The organism is Chloroflexus sp. (genome assembly GCF_034432675.1).
Lineage (GTDB): Bacteria > Chloroflexota > Chloroflexia > Chloroflexales > Chloroflexaceae > Chloroflexus.
Genome location: NZ_DAOUBI010000158.1, coordinates 1 through 16,589, shown reverse-complemented (window position 1 = coordinate 16,589; position 16,589 = coordinate 1). Strand labels below are relative to the sequence as shown.

15 protein-coding genes are annotated in these 16,589 nt (G+C 55.7%); 10 read left to right on the top strand and 5 right to left on the bottom strand.

Features of this window, described 5'->3' with window-relative positions; all coding sequences use genetic code 11:
* The first annotated feature begins 5 nt into the window (after window positions 1-5).
* The 3 genes from VAE55_RS11880 (at window position 6) to VAE55_RS11870 (ending at window position 4,272) form a co-directional block, all read left to right on the top strand.
* Window positions 6-1,001, top strand: a complete 996-nt coding sequence (locus tag VAE55_RS11880; RefSeq protein WP_322815996.1) for an NAD-dependent epimerase/dehydratase family protein — start codon at window positions 6-8, stop codon at window positions 999-1,001.
* Window positions 1,002-1,056: 55 nt separating this feature from the next.
* On the top strand, window positions 1,057-2,076 hold the full coding sequence (locus tag VAE55_RS11875) for a 3-oxoacyl-ACP synthase III (RefSeq protein ID WP_322815995.1): 1,020 nt from the start codon (window positions 1,057-1,059) through the stop codon (window positions 2,074-2,076).
* A 402-nt stretch (window positions 2,077-2,478) separates the two neighbouring features.
* Window positions 2,479-4,272 carry a carbohydrate-binding module family 20 domain-containing protein gene (locus VAE55_RS11870; RefSeq protein ID WP_322815994.1) on the top strand — a complete coding sequence of 598 codons (1,794 nt, stop codon included), beginning with the start codon at window positions 2,479-2,481 and terminating at the stop codon, window positions 4,270-4,272.
* Between the two features lie 250 nt (window positions 4,273-4,522).
* On the opposite strand, the gene VAE55_RS11865 is transcribed toward VAE55_RS11870, so the two are convergent.
* On the bottom strand, window positions 4,523-6,031 hold the full coding sequence (locus VAE55_RS11865; RefSeq protein WP_322815993.1) for an ATP-binding protein: 1,509 nt from the start codon (window positions 6,029-6,031) through the stop codon (window positions 4,523-4,525).
* Window positions 6,024-6,707 (bottom strand): response regulator transcription factor, encoded by a 684-nt coding sequence (locus tag VAE55_RS11860; protein WP_322815992.1) that lies wholly within the window; start codon window positions 6,705-6,707, stop codon window positions 6,024-6,026. Before VAE55_RS11860 ends, VAE55_RS11865 begins: the two co-directional genes overlap by 8 nt.
* 161 nt (window positions 6,708-6,868) lie before the next feature.
* On the opposite strand from VAE55_RS11860, the gene VAE55_RS11855 reads away from it, so the two are divergent.
* The 6 genes from VAE55_RS11855 (at window position 6,869) to VAE55_RS11830 (ending at window position 11,653) form a co-directional block, all read left to right on the top strand.
* Window positions 6,869-7,342 (top strand): heme-binding domain-containing protein, encoded by a 474-nt coding sequence (locus VAE55_RS11855; protein ID WP_322815991.1) that lies wholly within the window; start codon window positions 6,869-6,871, stop codon window positions 7,340-7,342.
* 46 nt (window positions 7,343-7,388) lie between these two features.
* Window positions 7,389-8,246 carry a PepSY domain-containing protein gene (locus VAE55_RS11850; protein WP_322815990.1) on the top strand — a complete coding sequence of 286 codons (858 nt, stop codon included), beginning with the start codon at window positions 7,389-7,391 and terminating at the stop codon, window positions 8,244-8,246.
* A 225-nt stretch (window positions 8,247-8,471) separates the two neighbouring features.
* A complete protein-coding gene (locus VAE55_RS11845; protein ID WP_322815989.1) occupies window positions 8,472-8,882 on the top strand; it encodes a hypothetical protein in 411 nt (136 codons plus the stop codon).
* Between the two features lie 13 nt (window positions 8,883-8,895).
* Window positions 8,896-9,843, top strand: a complete 948-nt coding sequence (locus tag VAE55_RS11840; protein ID WP_322815988.1) for an FAD:protein FMN transferase — start codon at window positions 8,896-8,898, stop codon at window positions 9,841-9,843.
* A gap of 23 nt (window positions 9,844-9,866) precedes the next feature.
* Window positions 9,867-10,643, top strand: a complete 777-nt coding sequence (locus tag VAE55_RS11835) for a ferric reductase-like transmembrane domain-containing protein (RefSeq protein WP_322815987.1) — start codon at window positions 9,867-9,869, stop codon at window positions 10,641-10,643.
* A gap of 383 nt (window positions 10,644-11,026) precedes the next feature.
* Window positions 11,027-11,653, top strand: a complete 627-nt coding sequence (locus tag VAE55_RS11830) for a hypothetical protein (RefSeq protein WP_322815986.1) — start codon at window positions 11,027-11,029, stop codon at window positions 11,651-11,653.
* Window position 11,654: 1 nt separating this feature from the next.
* On the opposite strand, the gene VAE55_RS11825 is transcribed toward VAE55_RS11830, so the two are convergent.
* On the bottom strand, window positions 11,655-12,359 hold the full coding sequence (locus tag VAE55_RS11825) for a hypothetical protein (protein ID WP_322815985.1): 705 nt from the start codon (window positions 12,357-12,359) through the stop codon (window positions 11,655-11,657).
* On the bottom strand, window positions 12,356-13,597 hold the full coding sequence (locus VAE55_RS11820; protein ID WP_322815984.1) for a hypothetical protein: 1,242 nt from the start codon (window positions 13,595-13,597) through the stop codon (window positions 12,356-12,358). The genes VAE55_RS11825 and VAE55_RS11820 overlap by 4 nt, the downstream gene beginning before the upstream one ends.
* An 82-nt stretch (window positions 13,598-13,679) precedes the next feature.
* Between VAE55_RS11820 and VAE55_RS11815 the strand changes: the two genes are divergently transcribed.
* Entirely contained in the window at window positions 13,680-14,792 is a 1,113-nt protein-coding gene (locus VAE55_RS11815) for an STAS domain-containing protein (protein WP_322815983.1), read from the top strand.
* A gap of 342 nt (window positions 14,793-15,134) precedes the next feature.
* On the opposite strand, the gene VAE55_RS11810 is transcribed toward VAE55_RS11815, so the two are convergent.
* Window positions 15,135-16,100, bottom strand: a complete 966-nt coding sequence (locus VAE55_RS11810) for an AAA family ATPase (RefSeq protein ID WP_322815982.1) — start codon at window positions 16,098-16,100, stop codon at window positions 15,135-15,137.
* Window positions 16,101-16,589: the final 489 nt, after the last annotated feature.

Here is a 16,589-nt window from a genome sequence, read left to right as displayed (position 1 = left end):
AAGCTATGATTGCACTAGTCACCGGGGGGAATGGGTTTGTCGGTCGTTACATCGTCGAGCAATTGCTGGCACGTGGTGATCATGTGCGCGTGATTGGGCGTGGCGCCTATCCCGAATTGCAATTACTGGGAGTCGAGACCTACCAGGCCGATCTGACCTTACCTGAGTCGGCGTCGGTACTGGCACGCGCAATGCGCGGGGTAACGACCGTATTTCACGTTGCTGCGAAAGCCGGATTATGGGGTAGCTACGACGACTTCTACCGGGCCAACGTCAGTGCCACCCAGCGGGTGGTCAAGGCGGCCATTCGGGCCGGCGTGCCAAAACTGATCTACACCTCAACCCCTTCGGTTGTGATTGGACACGAGGACATCCACGGCGGGGACGAACACCTGCCATACCCCAGGCGGTATCTTGCACCGTACCCGCACACCAAGGCGATTGCCGAACGGTACGTGCTAGCCCAGACCGACATAGCGACGGTTGCGTTGCGTCCACATCTGATCTGGGGGCCACGCGATCCCCACATTCTGCCGCGGCTGCTCCGGCGGGCGCGACGGCGAATGCTCTTCCAAATCGGTGATGGAACAAATCTGGTTGACGTATGTTACGTCGAAAATGCCGCCACTGCGCACGTCCAGGCAGCTTCAGCGCTGAACGAACGCTCGCCGCTCCGTGGTCGCGCCTACTTCATTGGTCAGGAACGTCCGGTCAATCTCTGGCAATTTATCAACGAAATTCTGAAAGCGGCCAACTGTCCACCGGTACGCGGTCGGATATCAGCGTCAGTAGCAACAATCCTGACTACCGGCTTAGAATTGCTTTACACCATACTCCGCCTTCCCGGCGAGCCACCACTCACGCGCCTGATGGTGCACGAACTCAGCCATTCGCACTGGTTTAGCCATGCTGCTGCTGAACGAGATTTTGGTTACACGCCGCGGATCAGCATTGAGGAAGGTTTAGAGCGCACGTTTGCCCTGACAGGCAGCCAGCCGTAAACGAGAGCACCGGGTTTCAGCAATCTCCAATCATTGTCGAGACAGGGAGGATTTCGTGCTATTCAGGCATGTCATGATCGAAGCAGTCAGTTATGTGTTAGCTCCTCATCGGATCACATCCGATTGGATCGAGGATCAGATTGCCGAAACAATGGAGCGTTTACGCTTCCCACGCGGCAAATTAGAGGCGCTATCAGGTATTCGCGAGCGTCGCTTTTGGGATGAAGGAACGCTGCCCAGCACGGTTGCCACTATGGCGGCTGAGCGTCTCCTCGATCAGGTGGCGATTGATCGCGAACGCATCGGGCTGCTGATCAACACCTCGGTTTGTCAGGATTACCTCGAACCAGCAACCGCGTGCTTCGTACATCGTAATCTTGGCCTTTCGCCGCGAGCAATTAACTACGATGTGCGCAATGCGTGTCTGGGTTTTCTCAACGGCATGGCGATTGCTGGTATGATGATCGAAGCCGGAACCATCGAATATGCGCTGATCGTTGATGGCGAGGGTGCGCAGGATGCAGTCATGGCAACGATCCGGCGACTGCGTCGCCCAGAGACAACCAAACAGGATTTGCGCGATAATTTTGCGACCCTGACGTTGGGGTCTGGTGGTGCAGCAATGCTGCTCACCCACGAACGCTTTGCCCGGAATGGTCACCGGTTGAATGGGGTGGTGACCCTGGCGGCAACGCAATACAACCATTTATGTCTGGGGCAGCCGGACTATATGAAAACAGATGCCGGTGCGCTGATGCATGCCGGCGTAGAGCTGGCCGTAGATACCTGGCGTCTGGCCCAAGAGGTCTTGCTGAACTGGAGTGACCGGCAGATTGCCCTCTACGCACCGCACCAGGTCGGCGCACGCCACATGGCGGCGGTGACGAAAGCGCTCCACATCACACCTTCCAAGCTCTTTCTCAATTTTCCGACGTTGGGCAATGTCGGCCCGGCAGCATTGCCAATTTCGCTGGCGCAAGCGGCAGAAGCCGGACGGCTGCGTGCGGGAGATCATGTCGGGCTGCTCGGCATTGGTTCCGGGTTGAACTGTTCAATGATGAGTGTGACGTGGTGAGAGCGATCCTTGAGCATCATTGCCTGGCACCGGATATGTGGTGAACGGGGCGGGTTTGGAACCCGCCCCTACACGTTCACGTTGCCATAGAAGGCGGGTTCTGAACTGCCCCTACACGTTCACGTTGCCATACAAGGTGGCGAAGGCACAGCCCTCGCCGATCTGGTTTGAATGGCCAACACGGCAATACAACATCCTGGTGAACATCGTTGTATGGGGAGTTTTGTGATTGGTTGATTGTAGATTCCCTCAATCCCGGCCCTTGACATCTCATCAAAACTCGCTAAAATAGTTCTATTAGCAACAAATGCAATAAAAACAGTTCGATAAGCATCATTCAACTACTCACGGTTGTTGAGTCTGGTCAGCGTTGGCCGCTTCCTGGAGCAAAGGAGTCTGTTTATGCCCGGCACTCGCTTTCCCTCGCTTCGTCGGCTCGTCCTCGTTGTCGCCCTTCTCATGGTGGTAAGTAGTCTTCCGTTCGGTCCGGTGCACCATTCAACCGCACGTGCCCAAACCTCATCACCACGTACCGTATTTGTTCATCTCTTTGAATGGAAGTGGACGGACATTGCTCAGGAATGCGAGAACTTTCTGGGGCCACGCGGCTTTGCGGCAGTGCAGGTGTCGCCACCGCAAGAGCACGCGATTGTTGCCGGTTATCCGTGGTGGCAACGGTATCAACCGGTCAGTTATCAATTGACCAGTCGTAGCGGGACACGAGCAGAATTCGCCAATATGGTTGCCCGTTGCAAAGCGGTCGGTGTTGACATTTATGTTGATGCGGTCATCAATCATATGACCGGTGTCGGCAGCGGTGTCGGATCGGCTGGCTCAACGTATAGCCCGTACAACTATCCGGGCATCTATCAATATCAGGATTTTCACCACTGCGGCAGAAATGGCAACGATGACATCCAGAATTATGGTGATCGGTACGAAGTTCAGAACTGCGAACTGGTGAATCTTGCCGATCTCGATACCGGATCATCGTATGTGCGGGATCGCTTAGCTGCCTATTTGAACGATCTCATCAGTCTGGGAGTTGCCGGTTTTCGGATTGACGCAGCTAAACACATTGCTGCCGGGGATATTGCCGCAATTTTATCCCGTGTGAATGGGAGTCCGTACATTTATCAGGAAGTGATCGGTGCGGCTGGTGAGCCGATTCTACCGTCGGAATACACCAATAATGGCGATGTCACCGAGTTTAAATATAGCAACGAGATCGGGCGGGTCTTTTTGAATGGTAAGCTGGCATGGCTGAGTCAGTTTGGCGAGGCCTGGGGGATGCTGCCAAGCGACAAAGCGATTGTCTTCGTCGATAATCACGACAACCAGCGCGGGCATGGCGGTGGTGGGACTGTGGTCACATACAAGAATGGTGTGCTGTACGATCTGGCAAACGTGTTTATGCTGGCATGGCCGTATGGGTACCCCCAGGTGATGTCAAGTTATGAGTTTAGCAACGATTTTCAAGGGCCACCGAGCGATGCGAACGGCAACACGCGCAGCGTCTATGTCAACGGCCAGCCCACTTGCTTTGGCGAATGGAAATGCGAGCATCGCTGGCGACCAATTGCGAATATGGTAGCGTTCCGCAATGCTACAACGAGTACATTCAGTGTGAGTGATTGGTGGAGTAACGGCAACAACCAGATCGCCTTTGGTCGTGGCGATAAAGGGTTTGTCGTTATCAATCGTGAAGATACAACGCTGAATCGCACGTTTCAGACAAGTATGGCGCCTGGGATCTACTGCAATGTGATTGTTGCCGATTTTACGAACGGTACGTGCAGTGGGCAAACCGTCACCGTGGACAGTAATCGACGGATAACGGTCTCTATTCCGCCTTTCAGTGCTCTGGCCATCCATGTAGGCGCGAAGTTGTCTACGCAACCGGCAACTGTTGCGGTTACTTTCAACGTGAATGCGACGACCTACTGGGGGCAGAACGTGTTTGTGGTTGGGAATATCCCGCAATTGGGCAACTGGAACCCGGCGCAGGCTGTGCCCCTTTCAGCGGCTACGTATCCGGTCTGGAGTGGTACCGTTAATCTGCCGGCAAATACCACCATCGAATACAAGTACATTAAGCGTGACGGATCAAATGTGGTGTGGGAGTGTTGTAATAATCGCGTTATTACGACGCCGGGCAGTGGCTCGATGACGCTGAATGAGGCGTGGCGTTCGTGAGGTGATGCCATTATTCGCCGAGAGAGGGGCAAGTATCGCTCCTCTCTCGGTTTATTTTGCCGTTATGTCGCAGCTTACTCCATGCGGTGTATCGTTTGGTAAGCAACCTGTACTGATCACCACCAGCGGACAACGAGTGAGTTGTCGCAAGTGCAAGAACATTGGTGTGCGCATTCGTGATCTGATGAGGTGTTGGGGTGATTGGTATGAAGCGGGTTACGATACCCCTGGCTATGTTCGTTATGCCACATCACCCAGTTACCGCCACCGGTAACGTAAACCAGACCCGCGTGCCGCGATTGACCTCGCTCTCAATACCGATGGCGCCGCTGTGTGCCTCAACCAGTCCTTTGGCTATTGCCAGCCCAAGGCCGGCATGCCCATCACTCCGATTCCGTGCCACATCAACCCGATAGAAGCGCTCGAAGAGGTGGGAGAGGTGTTCCGGGGCAATTCCGCAGCCGTTGTCACTGACGCTCAGACGAATCTGTTTTCCTGCCGGTTCGGTAGCGATGGTAATAACGCCTCCAGATGGGGTATAGCGCAGGGCGTTGTCGATCAGGATTAATAACACCTGCCGTAAGCGATCCGGATCGGCGAGTACAGTGCCGGTGATTGGCGCAAGCTGAATTGCGATGCCCTTCTCCTCGGCCAGGCGCCGTACCTGCCGGTGGAGATCGGCGAGGAATGATGGGAGCGATACCGGTTGGCGCTGTAAGACCAGTGCACCGCTGTCGAGACGTGAGAGGGTCAGCAGGTCATCGACCAGACGCCGCATGTGATCGCTTTCACTCAGCACGTCAGACAGGAGTTCGCGTTGATCTGGATCGCTGGCGTGGCGCAACGCAACCTCGGCACTGGCACGAATCAGAGTGAGGGGCGCCCGCAATTCGTGGCTGGCGCTGGCAATGAAGCGCGTCTGGTGCACCCAGGCTTCTTCTGCCGGGCGGAGTGCTCGTCCGGCCAGCCACCAGCCGGCAAAGCCGATAATCACGGCACCGATGAAGCCAAGGCTGATGAGTCCTGATACCAACTGTCGCAATACCTGTTCCTGATCGGTCAGGAGCCGTCCCGATTGCAGAGCTGCCGGGCCATCAGGTCGGGTGAGGCGATAAGTGAGCAGACGGATGCGCTGGCCGGTGGAGGTCTCGATAGTGCGGAGGTCAGAGCCGTTACGTAACGCAGCGGCTAATGCTGCCTGATGGGCCGGCATCGGTAGTGCCGCCGGATTGGGGTTGAACAGAATCCGACCCTGCTCATCGAGGGGCAGAACAAAGATTGATGCCAGCTCGGCATCATACGCGGATGGCAGAGCTGGACTGGAAGGGATGCTTGTTACAGCCTCGCCTTTGAGCTTGATTTCGATGATCTTGCCGCTGTATGCATCAATCTCGATCTCACTGCCGTCACGCAGTTTGATTTCGTAATATGAATCGTCTAACTTGACCTCTTTAATCTCACTACCTCGTACTGCCAGCGCAATCTGCGCCGCCTCTTCTACAGATAGTCGCCGGTTGCGGTTCGTGGTGTTGGCAGACCGCAAAAGTGACCAGTCGACATCGGCATGGGCCAGTTCTGGTGGCAATGGGGCATTGAGCGCATGAAATTCGTGCACCATCTTGTGCTGGAGGGCCAGATCGGTGATGCGCTCGAAGTAGCCGGCAACGCTCACGTAGGTGCCGCCGCCGATCAACACGATGATGGCTACGGCAGCACAGGCGTAGAACAGGGTAAATTGCCAGCGTAGTCCCCTAAACACGTTCAGCCTCCAATCGGTAACCGATCCCACGAATGGTGTTAATCGGGTCGGCCTCGCCCGACGCATTGAGCTTGCGGCGCAGGTATGAGATGTAGACATCGACCATTTGCAGTTGCACGTCGTGTTCAAACGACCAGACATAATCGAGAATTTGCTGACGAGTCAAGGTCTGGCCGACGTTACGCATCAAATATTCCAGCAGACGCCACTCGGTGGGGGTCAGATCAAGCCGACGCTCACCCCGGCGCGCCGTGTAGTTCCGCAAATCGAGCACAATGTTGCCAACCCGCAGTTCATCGTTTGCGCTAAGATTGGGGTGGAACCGTCGTCCCAGCGCTCGCACCCGTGCCAGTAGCTCCTCGAAGGCAAATGGTTTAACCAGGTAATCGTCAGCACCACTCTCGAAACCGAGGACTTTATCTTCGATCTGACCACGGGCCGTTAAGAGGAGGAGAGCGGTTGGCATGCGAGCAGCACGGGCTGCGCGACACAACGATGGCCCGTCGCGTCCCGGTAGCATCCAATCGATAATTGCCACATCGTAGATCCCCTGCATCAGCAGATCAAGTCCACTCTCACCATCCCAGGCCACGTCAACTGTATGGCGTTCTTCACTCAAGACCCGTTCGATCAGTCGGGCCAGGCGCTTGTCGTCTTCGACAATCAAAATCCGCATTGCTGTTGTCTCTCCCTCACCTGACAGGCTATGTCTCTGATGTTTGTTATACCTCAAGAACCTTGGAAAAAGATTGGAATGTTGCGCGGCGGTTTTAAGGGTGTTTTGAGAAAGCCGCTGTACTGTTAGTCGCGAAGGTACGTACTGCACAGGGAGGCGTTATGCTGAGACGATTATTGAAGCCGCGCACAATCGCGATTGCGCTGATGGTTCTGTTTGTCGGTATGCAGGCCGTCCCGGTCTGGCTGCGCCAAACCAATCCGCCGGTTGTTACCGATGTAGCCTGGACGACGCCGGAAGCGGCGAACATTGCTCGTCGCGCCTGCTACGACTGCCACAGTAACCAGACGAACTGGCCCTGGTATAGCCGAATTGCCCCGGTGTCGTGGCTGGTGACGTATGACGTGGTGAAAGGACGGGCAGAACTCAACTTCTCGCTCCCCCTGCGTGAGCCAGAGGAGCTGGCAGCCGAGATCGCTAAAGTGCTGCGTGAGGGTGAGATGCCGCCACGTGCGTATGTTCTGCTCCATCCAGAGGCCAATCTGACACCCCAGGAAATGGAAACCCTGATTGCCGGCACCCCCGGCGCTACCGGCCTCCGTTCAGGCGAGGGGTACGGTGACGACGATGACTGATTTGAGGTGAGGTTCAATTTTCCAGATTCAGAAAGGAGACATTGCTATGAATCGCACGATGTTTCTGATTTCAGCCGCATTGACCGCTTTCGTACTGGTGGTGATTGGCGGGGTCGCGAGCAGGTTAAGTGTGAGTGAACCGGTAAGCGAGGTGCCAACTGAGATCGTGATCGAGTCAGCCCCAATTACTGTTCCGGCCATTGATCCAACCGTCGAAGCCCTGATTCGCGAGCGGGAAGCGGCGTATCAGATGGCACTGGCCGAAGCGCAACAGCGTCTGGCGGAAGCGAATCAGCGCTTGAGCGCTGCCCAGCAGCAACTCAATGAGGTGGCTACGGAAGCGCAGGCTGCACCTGCTGTGGCAGTGCCGGCGGCGCCGGCTGCGGTGCAGGCACCCGTAGCACCACAAGTGGCACAGCCAGACCCGGTGCAGGTACCCGCAGCACCACCGGCACCGACCTACGCTGTTTCATCGGAACAGGCACAGGCAATTGCCCAGGCCGCAGCCGGCAACGCGACCCTGATGCGATCACCAGAATTGGTCAGTCTTCAAGGAACGCCAGCCTACGAAGTTGTGTTTGATCGTGGCGCGATTTACGTAAACGCCCAAACCGGGGCGATCCTGGCGAATACTATCGCCGAGATTGCGCAATCTGCTAATCCCATCAGTGAAGACCAGGCTATCGCGGCTGCTGTAGCGTATTTGGGTGGTGGTACGGTCAAGAAAGTCAAGCGGGAATACGATCACGGGGTAGACGCCTATGAAGTGAAGTTCAGCGATGGCAGTGAAGTCTACGTTGATGCCTACACCGGTCAGGTGGTGTACGCGAAAGTGAAAAATGTGTATGGCGATGATGGTGATGAGCACGACGATGACAAGAAAAAGGATGACAAAGATGACTAGTCGTTTTCTCAACTTATGGTCGGTCAGGTCAATAGGACGACGGTAGCGTGCTCTGACTGCTATAAATCGGGTATTAGACATACATCTGTGCAATAAAGAAGCATTCCCGCAAGGGGAAACAGGAATCTGCAATGGGTGTGGTTTGAGCAATTAGTATAGGTTCGCATTGTCCTGACGTGCAGCACTACCATCTCACTCAGGCCACACCAGAAAAGGAGAGACGTTATGGAGAAACAGAAGCGCAAATCAGGCCGTTCTGACGTTTCCGGTCTGAAATGGGCAATCAGTACTGCGGCGTTCGCGGTAACGATTGGCGGATGGGGGTGGCTGGCGGCACAGAATCCGCCAGAGGTTGCTGCCGGTGAGCCGATGATAACTATTGTTCCACCCTCTGTTGCCTATCAACCACTCCCGGACTGGTTAAGCCAATCACCGGCGTTGCCGGTGTTGCCGACCGTGGCACCACTCAATGTTCCAGATATGCCGGCACGTCAGCCTGCGGCTCAACCAGCTCCGGCAGCCGCTCCGGCCCCGGTAGCCGCTCCAGCTCCGGCTCAACCGACCCTGCGTGAGGTGATCGTACCGGTACCGGCACCTCGTCCGGCACCTGCAGCGCGCACTCGTTCATCGCGTTGATGCGGAGATAGCTATGCAGCAGATCAGTTTTCGGGCGATGGGTTCGACGATCACCATTATCGTGGATAGTACCGATCCAACCGCCCGCAGTGCACTTACATCGGCACGGAAAATCTTTCTGCACCACGAACAGATACTCAGCCGGTTTCGTCCGCAGAGCGAATTGAGTGCACTCAACCGTGCTGCCGGACAGGGGCCGCGCCGGGTTGGACGAACACTCTGGCAGGCGGTTTGTCACGCTCTGCGGATCGCCCGTCTGAGTCAGGGCCTGGTGACGCCAACGGTTGGTGCGGCGTTGATCGAGGCCGGCTATGACCGTGATTTTGCGCTGCTCACTGCATCAAATGAGATTCGTCTCCAGCGACCGGTGCCAATACCTTCCCGGCAGCGTGTCATATGTGACCCCTCTCGGCGCACGATTACGTTACCGGCAGGGGTACAGCTTGATCTGGGTGGCAGTGCCAAGGGTTGGACGGCGGCCATCGTTGTGCGCCGGCTGGGAAAACGTTTTCCCACCCTGGTTGATGCCGGTGGTGACATCGCACTCAGCGGGCCGCGCCGTGATGGTATACCCTGGCCGGTAGAAGTTGCCGATCCACGGCAGCCTGATACCGGCATCGAGCTGCTGATGGTTCGGCGCGGAGGAATTGCGACATCGGGAATAGATTATCGGCGCTGGCAGTACAACGGGCGCTGGATGCACCATGTGATTGACCCGCGAACCGGTACACCGGCGCAAACCGACGTGCTGTCAGCCACGGTTATTGCGTCCAGCCTGCCGCTTGCCGAGATGGCGGCGAAGATGGTTGTGATACTCGGAAGTGACGAGGGTTTGTGCTGGTTGAATGCCCGGCCTGATCTCGCCGGCCTGCTGGTAACCACCGACGGTACAGTGATACGCACCGCTACCCTCACCCGCTGCTGCTGGCGTCCGGCTGTTGAATCGGCTGCAAGCCTCTAGTATCAACGTTAGTGAGGTGTTACATGACAAATCCAGCTTCCTCATCTGAACTCACAGAAGCCAAAAAGGTGGCTCCTGGCCGTCCTGCGCGGGTGGTGACACCGGTTACCGAACTCGCTGATCTCCCCCCGGCAATGCCGTTGGGTGCGGTGTTGACCCTGCTGCTCGGTGCGATTCTGGGTGCCTTTACTGCGGTGATCGTCCTGCCCACGTGGGCACCAAACCTGAGCGCTTCGCTATTGGGTGACGAACCGAAAGCCTACTGGTATCTGTCGCGCAGCAGTGCGGTTGTCGCGTATGCACTGCTCTGGCTGTCGATGATCTTTGGCCTGCTGATGACCAATCGCCTGGCGCGTTTGTGGCCGGGTGGGCCGGGGGCATTCGATCTCCATCAACACACCAGCCTGCTCGGATTGGCCTTCGCCATCTTTCACGCCCTGATCCTGCTCGGTGATCGCTACATCAGCGCCACCCTGCCGCAAATACTCGTACCTTTTGCGTACACCGGCTACGAACCGCTCTGGGTCGGCCTGGGACAACTGACCCTGTACGGTATGGCCATCATTGCCTTCAGTTTCTACGTTAGGCAGCGGATTGGACAGACGATGTGGCGCCTGATCCATTTTCTCAGTTTTGTCATCTGGCTGCTCAGCCTCCTGCACGCGCTGTACAGTGGGAGCGATACCGATCTCCTGATCGGATGGTACTGGGTGAGTGGCGGCAGTGTGCTCTTGCTGACGATCTATCGGGTGCTGGTGACGATGGTTATAAACCGATCCAACCGCAAACCAACGACGTGAACGGATATGTTATAGAGACGTAAACATCCGCGTCATCCGCGGGTAGCCGTGGGCATCACCTGTGGAACGCGGATGGACGCGGGTCTGGCGGATGGACGCGGATAGGGTGTAAAACATCCTTATCAGCGATAGGCCGATCCGCGAATATCCGCGTCATCCGCGGGTAGCCGTGGGCATCATCTGCAAGACACGGAGCACGTACCACATATTCTGCGAACCGTTGCTGTGTGCTTGCTCTCTTCCCGATCTCTGGTGTACCATATAATTCCTGAATCGTGTATCTGTCTCCGTGCCATCCGTAACCGTTCTGCGGTTGGTTGCCATCATTGTCAGACTACGGTACAATCAAGAGGTTAGATACCGAACTTTAAGGAGTGGAATTGATGGTAACCTACGACGATCTCGTGATGGCGCTCGAAGATGCGTGGCTGAGTGTTGGCCTACACGAACATGCACTGGTAGAGAGCGTCATCCCGGCAACGCATGATCGCACGTGTAAAATAGAACTCTTTCCCGAACATGCCGAGCCATTGACGCTGGCAACGATGCCGCCGTGGCTGGAGCTGAATTTTACCTGGTCACCGGTACATCAACTAATTAGCGAAGGGCGCGATTTGCCGGCTGACCCGCTCGAGTTAACGCTGACGTACACGGTTACCCTGGTCAACCATCGTGATCGGAGCGATATTGAGCTGGTGCGGATGTTTCAACGTGCGGTTCGCAGCGCTTTCGAGCGCCTCTTTCCGGCGGATTTAATGGAAATGGATTCGGTATCGGTTGAAGTGCGACGAATTTACCAGCCTGTTGGGCAAAAAGTGGAGCTGGAAGCGGTGCAGTTGGTTAGCTCGACTATGGTCGATCTGTTTGAGCAGTGGGAAGATCGGGATGCACAGAGCCTGCGCCAGCTTCTACGTTCGGAGATGAATCTTGCCCGCACGATCATTGCGAACCTGAGTGATACCTTTCATCCACACGGGAATGGTGGTTATCGCTCGGTCGATGCCGCATAGCTTATCCTATCGCCAGACTACTCGCCAGCAGTGTTGCACCGGCTATCAAGTAGCGTATCCAGCGCGGAAGATAGCTGGCGCCGATGGTGACAATCATCGCGATAACCACACTTGCGAACATAATTCCCCATCCCGCTATTTCGCCAGGAACAGACAGGGTCTGCAATCCAGCACTCAGCGGCAAAACACCAACCATCACGAACCCCAGCTCGCTACAGGCGGTTGCCAGATTGGGTCTTGTTGACATAATTTGAGATAATCCAACAAACCATGCCACGATGCCCAGACTGTAACCGATCTGCGGCAGTGGTTCTGCCGGCCAGCGGAGCAGGCCACTGAGGCTGAGGGTGTTGGTGATACTGGCAAATACCATGGCTGCCATGATGATGGGGAGATATTGATTGATCACGTCGCGGGGATCACGCCGTTCCTGGGCGGCCCGGCGCATAACCGGCCACATGAGCAAGAGTAATGTTGTCGTTAGATCAAGACCGTAGGCAAACGACGCTGCCGGTGTCAACGGGAGAAGTGTGAGGACGCACAGTGGCGGCAAGGTGTCGATCAGCGTTGTGATATGACGGTCATGAGTAATGGTCACACCCCGCAGACGAGCAAACATAACGACGGCCAGCATTGCACTGAGGCCACCTGGATAGAGGAGTAGCCGTGGCCAGGCCTGACCCAAAGCACCGAGGAGATCGCTCATACACCTCTCCGCCAGCGCAACATCAGCCAGGCCAGAGCACCGATCAAGCCAAGCAGGGCCAGCAGGGCCAGACCGGGTGCAGTCGCAGCAGTTCGTGATCCGGCATCGAGGGCCAGCAGACCGGCCCATCCCCACGGCTCGATTGCCCCGTAAGGTGTAAGCCCGCCTTGCAAATGATCACTCAGCGGACGCAACAACCAGCGTGCCAGCCACGGCGATGCAAGTCCTCCGCCCAGACTTATCAACGCGACGATACTGCTCCGCTGGCGATGCTGACCAGCGATGTTCCTGCCGGCAGCCAGGATAAGCAGCAACGCAATCGTCCAGACCACAATCGCCAACACGGCAATCCTGGCGGCCATCGCAGCGGCACTGACCGACCAGAAGGCGATAAATCCCAGCGTTCCCGGTACCGCTCCACTCAACATCCAGCCGGCCCAGGGCGCTATGCCGGACGCCGGATCGCCCAATCGTCGTACACACAGATGGAGTAAGATCAGACCGGCAGCCACAACGCCGGCTGGGGTGGCGCACCCAACCGTGACCATCGCCAGACCACTGATAGCGCGTTGTAACCACGACTCGGCGATCTGCGCTGCTTCAGCCGTAACCGCACGCCACGCTGTCCCCAACGCCAGGGCACTACCTGCCAGCAGGGTCGCAAATTGCCAGCCCAGGTTCCACGGCCCAACCGAGTACAGACGTAGCAAGGCAGTCAAACCGATCAAGGCGATCAGCGGATCAAAAGGCGATTCACGCTGGCTTATAGTCTCGATACCACCCACCGCGATCACAGCGCCGGCCAGGAGCAGCACGAAGCTGATACTGTTCAGACCGGTACCACTGAATTCGAGCCACCACGAATCGGCACCGGCCCCGATCAGCAGATAGCCGGCAGCCATTCCCGCTCCGCTAAGGTAATAGCGGCGGTCTTCAGATAGTACCGTCCCGATCAGCGACCCCAGCGCCAGCCCGATCAGATGGCCACTCAGGAGGGCGATGCACAACGCACCTAGTTGACCTATTCGTCGCCAGGAAGGAGGAACCGTCAGCCCGATCAGACCGGCCAGCACCATTGTCAGAGCACTCAAGCCGTCAATTCGTAGGAAGCTATTGCCGACAATAAGGGGACGTTGCTGGATCAGGCCGAGGAGACCTACCCCGGCCAGCATGACAATAGCTGCGCCAAGATAAGGCAAAACAGATCGAAACGGGATCGGTTGTGGTTGATCTGACATACTGCGATTGATGAAAGTTGTCAAAAAACCGTTAACCTATTATAATCATAGTCTGGTCGAAGATACAAGCAACGGTGTTTCTATGTTCAACTCGATACGCACCCTGCTCAACGTCCGCCACCCAGATGAAGAGGTACAGCAGCGTGGTCGAAATATCATTATTATCGCGCTGGGTTTGCTTGGCATAAACCTGGTAGTGGTGATCTCGCTGCTATTTAATCTTTCTCAATTCACAAGATTGTTTGCTACTTCTGTTGGCAGTGTTATTCTATACATTTTTGTGATCTTTATAATATTCAGGGGTTTTGTTGAACTTGCCGGATGGTTAATAGTTATTTTATCACTTGTTGGCACTATAACGGCGACCCTGGCTAATCCTGATCGCCTAGTTGCCATCTTTTTATCAGTTCCTCTGGTACTGGCGGCGACAATTTTAAGCCTGCGTAGCCTGATCCTTACCTTCTTACTCACAGCGTGTTGTTTGGCAGGCATTGCCTTTTTTCTCGAACCGACTCCACTCAATCTTACCACACGTGACTTTTTAATTCCTGTGGGCGTGCTCTGTGGCTTTCTCGGTGTCATCAGTTTTGTGCAGAGTGCTGGAAATGAGGCCCTTCATCGGCGGTTGCAGGCGGCGCTCCAACAGGCAAAGCAAACTGCCGATCAGTTGCGGTTGTTGAACAACGAGCTTGATCGGCGGGTTGATGCACAGACGGAGGCCTTGCAGGAGGTGTTGAGCGAATTAGAGGAGCGTACCCAGCAACAAGATCGCCTGCTCGCCGAGGTAATTGCACAACGTGACGTGATTCGGAACCTGAGTGTTCCGGTGCTGCCGGCTGGAACGGATCTACTGGCTATTCCGTTAGTAGGAACGATTGATCAGGAACGGCTGGCAACCATTCAGCAACAGGCTCTAACTGCCGTTGAACAGCGACGGGCACGCTGGTTAATTCTCGATGTCACCGGTGTACCATTCATCGATACCGGGGTGGCAGGTGGATTGATTCAGTTGGTACAAAGTGTTCGCCTGTTGGGTGCCGATGTGGTGCTGGTCGGTGTGCGCCCGGAGGTTGCGCAGACGATGGTGAGTCTGGGTATTGAGCTGCCAGTTACTCAGGTCTACAGCGATCTGGCCAGTGCTATGGAAGATTTGCATCACCGTACAAATCACTCTCGCCAAAACAATAGACGGTGATTGCTGTACACTAAGTTGTTACCGGTGTCAGTTCGAGCAGGGGGTATTATCCGAGCTGCGCGTATATAGCTGGTAGACTATCACACGTAGCATCGGATGAGTATAAGTAACCCAAGTTGCTTCCATGCTGTGAGTAGACCACGGAGGCTGACTACCAGGATGAATAGCACGACGTGGTGCTCAACACCGTGCAGTGCAACCGCATGAAGGATTTGAGCGGCAGCCAGTTCCCACGGACGCGCTGCTTCACGCCTCAAAGCAGCAACTCGGGTTGCACCAATCCTCTGTGTCCTCCGTATCTCTGTGGTGATATAAGGTGGAAACCTGGGTTATAAGTATTATCTACGGTTCACCACGGATTAGCTCTTGCCGACGATACCGGCAATTGGTGCAGTAGGTGATACGATAGCCGGCCACGGTAGCACGCTGGAGCCGATGGCTGCAATTAGGGCAGGTATCGGTTTGCACCTCTCCACCACCCGTCACCAATGGTGCAAGTGGTGAAACCGCCGACGATACGGTTGGCGATTGTCCTGCGTTTGGGGCGGCAACCAGGCGGGCCGATCGAAAATCCCAATCCTTGCTCAACAGTTCAACAATCTGGGCATAGTCGAGGGCACCGCGTGAACGAGGATCATACTCGTAGATAGTCTTACCAACGGCTGAGGCTTCGGAAAGCCGTACATTCACGCGTACCGGTGGCATAACCAGCCGTCCGTAGATACGATTCAGATAGGCAAGCAGTTCCACCGATTGCCGCATACGTGGGTCTACCATGGTTGGGATGATGGCCCGTACCACGCCGGTGCCACCCTTTACTCGACCGATCTGAGCGACCAGTTTTTCCAATCCTTTCACCGCAAACGGCTCAACCGTCGTCGGGATAATCACATCAGTAGCTGCGATTAACGCATTTTGATTGAGTACAGTGAGCGAACCACCGCAATCGAAGAAGATGAAGTCGTATTCATTGCGTAGCGGGCGTACCAGGTGTTCAAGCACCCGTACCCAATCCGCACGTCCGGCGATAGCCTGATGCGCCAGCAACAGCGTTTCATTTGCGGCAACCAGATCGAGATTTGGACGGGCAGTTATCCGCAAATCGGTGAGCGGCTTATGTTCTACAATTGCCTCATAGAGGGTTCGGCGCGGTTGGACACCGAGCGCCATCGCCAGGTTACCCTGGGCATCGATGTCAATGAGCAAGACACGCGCACCTTTCAATGCCAGACCGGCACTGACATTGACGACGGTTGTGGTTTTGCCAATACCACCCTTCAAGTTGATGACAGCGACGATCCGCGCCATGCCTTGCTCCTGATATTGACTCTCTTTAATGCGCTGCCAGTGTAGTAGAGCAGCGATTGCTTGTCAAGCTGAGGCACTATGAAGTTCTTTAATCGGGTATTCCTTCAATTATTGTGACAGAATTGGATTTTCGATCACATTTGAACCTGTTTCAAAAAACATCTGCCAGAGGTTATCTCATTGATTGCCGACCGACCCCGATCGTGGCGAGTACCCATAGCATCCGCGTGACCAGCCGGGTCAACGGCATGTTACGCGCCGGATCGTGTATACGGCTGGCGCGGCAGCATGGCTGCCGCACGCCAAACGTCGCGATACGCGGATGATGAGCGAGCAAGGCAACCAATCCAGCGCGTGATGGCACCTGAGATGGCTATTCAAGCGCGACAGTACAACTTTTTATGAAATAAGTTCTAGAACCTGTTTCAAAAAAACATCTGCCAGAGGTTATCTCATTGATTGCCGACCGACCCCGATCGTGGCGAGTAC

Coding starts and splice junctions, on each gene's coding strand:
- VAE55_RS11880 (WP_322815996.1), top strand. CDS start 6: ATGATTGCACTAGTCACCGGGGGGAATGGGTTTGTCGGTCGTTACATC.
- VAE55_RS11870 (WP_322815994.1), top strand. CDS start 2,479: ATGCCCGGCACTCGCTTTCCCTCGCTTCGTCGGCTCGTCCTCGTTGTC.
- VAE55_RS11860 (WP_322815992.1), bottom strand. CDS start 6,707: ATGCGGATTTTGATTGTCGAAGACGACAAGCGCCTGGCCCGACTGATC.
- VAE55_RS11855 (WP_322815991.1), top strand. CDS start 6,869: ATGCTGAGACGATTATTGAAGCCGCGCACAATCGCGATTGCGCTGATG.
- VAE55_RS11850 (WP_322815990.1), top strand. CDS start 7,389: ATGAATCGCACGATGTTTCTGATTTCAGCCGCATTGACCGCTTTCGTA.
- VAE55_RS11845 (WP_322815989.1), top strand. CDS start 8,472: ATGGAGAAACAGAAGCGCAAATCAGGCCGTTCTGACGTTTCCGGTCTG.
- VAE55_RS11840 (WP_322815988.1), top strand. CDS start 8,896: ATGCAGCAGATCAGTTTTCGGGCGATGGGTTCGACGATCACCATTATC.
- VAE55_RS11835 (WP_322815987.1), top strand. CDS start 9,867: ATGACAAATCCAGCTTCCTCATCTGAACTCACAGAAGCCAAAAAGGTG.
- VAE55_RS11830 (WP_322815986.1), top strand. CDS start 11,027: ATGGTAACCTACGACGATCTCGTGATGGCGCTCGAAGATGCGTGGCTG.
- VAE55_RS11825 (WP_322815985.1), bottom strand. CDS start 12,359: ATGAGCGATCTCCTCGGTGCTTTGGGTCAGGCCTGGCCACGGCTACTC.
- VAE55_RS11820 (WP_322815984.1), bottom strand. CDS start 13,597: ATGTCAGATCAACCACAACCGATCCCGTTTCGATCTGTTTTGCCTTAT.
- VAE55_RS11815 (WP_322815983.1), top strand. CDS start 13,680: ATGTTCAACTCGATACGCACCCTGCTCAACGTCCGCCACCCAGATGAA.
- VAE55_RS11810 (WP_322815982.1), bottom strand. CDS start 16,100: ATGGCGCGGATCGTCGCTGTCATCAACTTGAAGGGTGGTATTGGCAAA.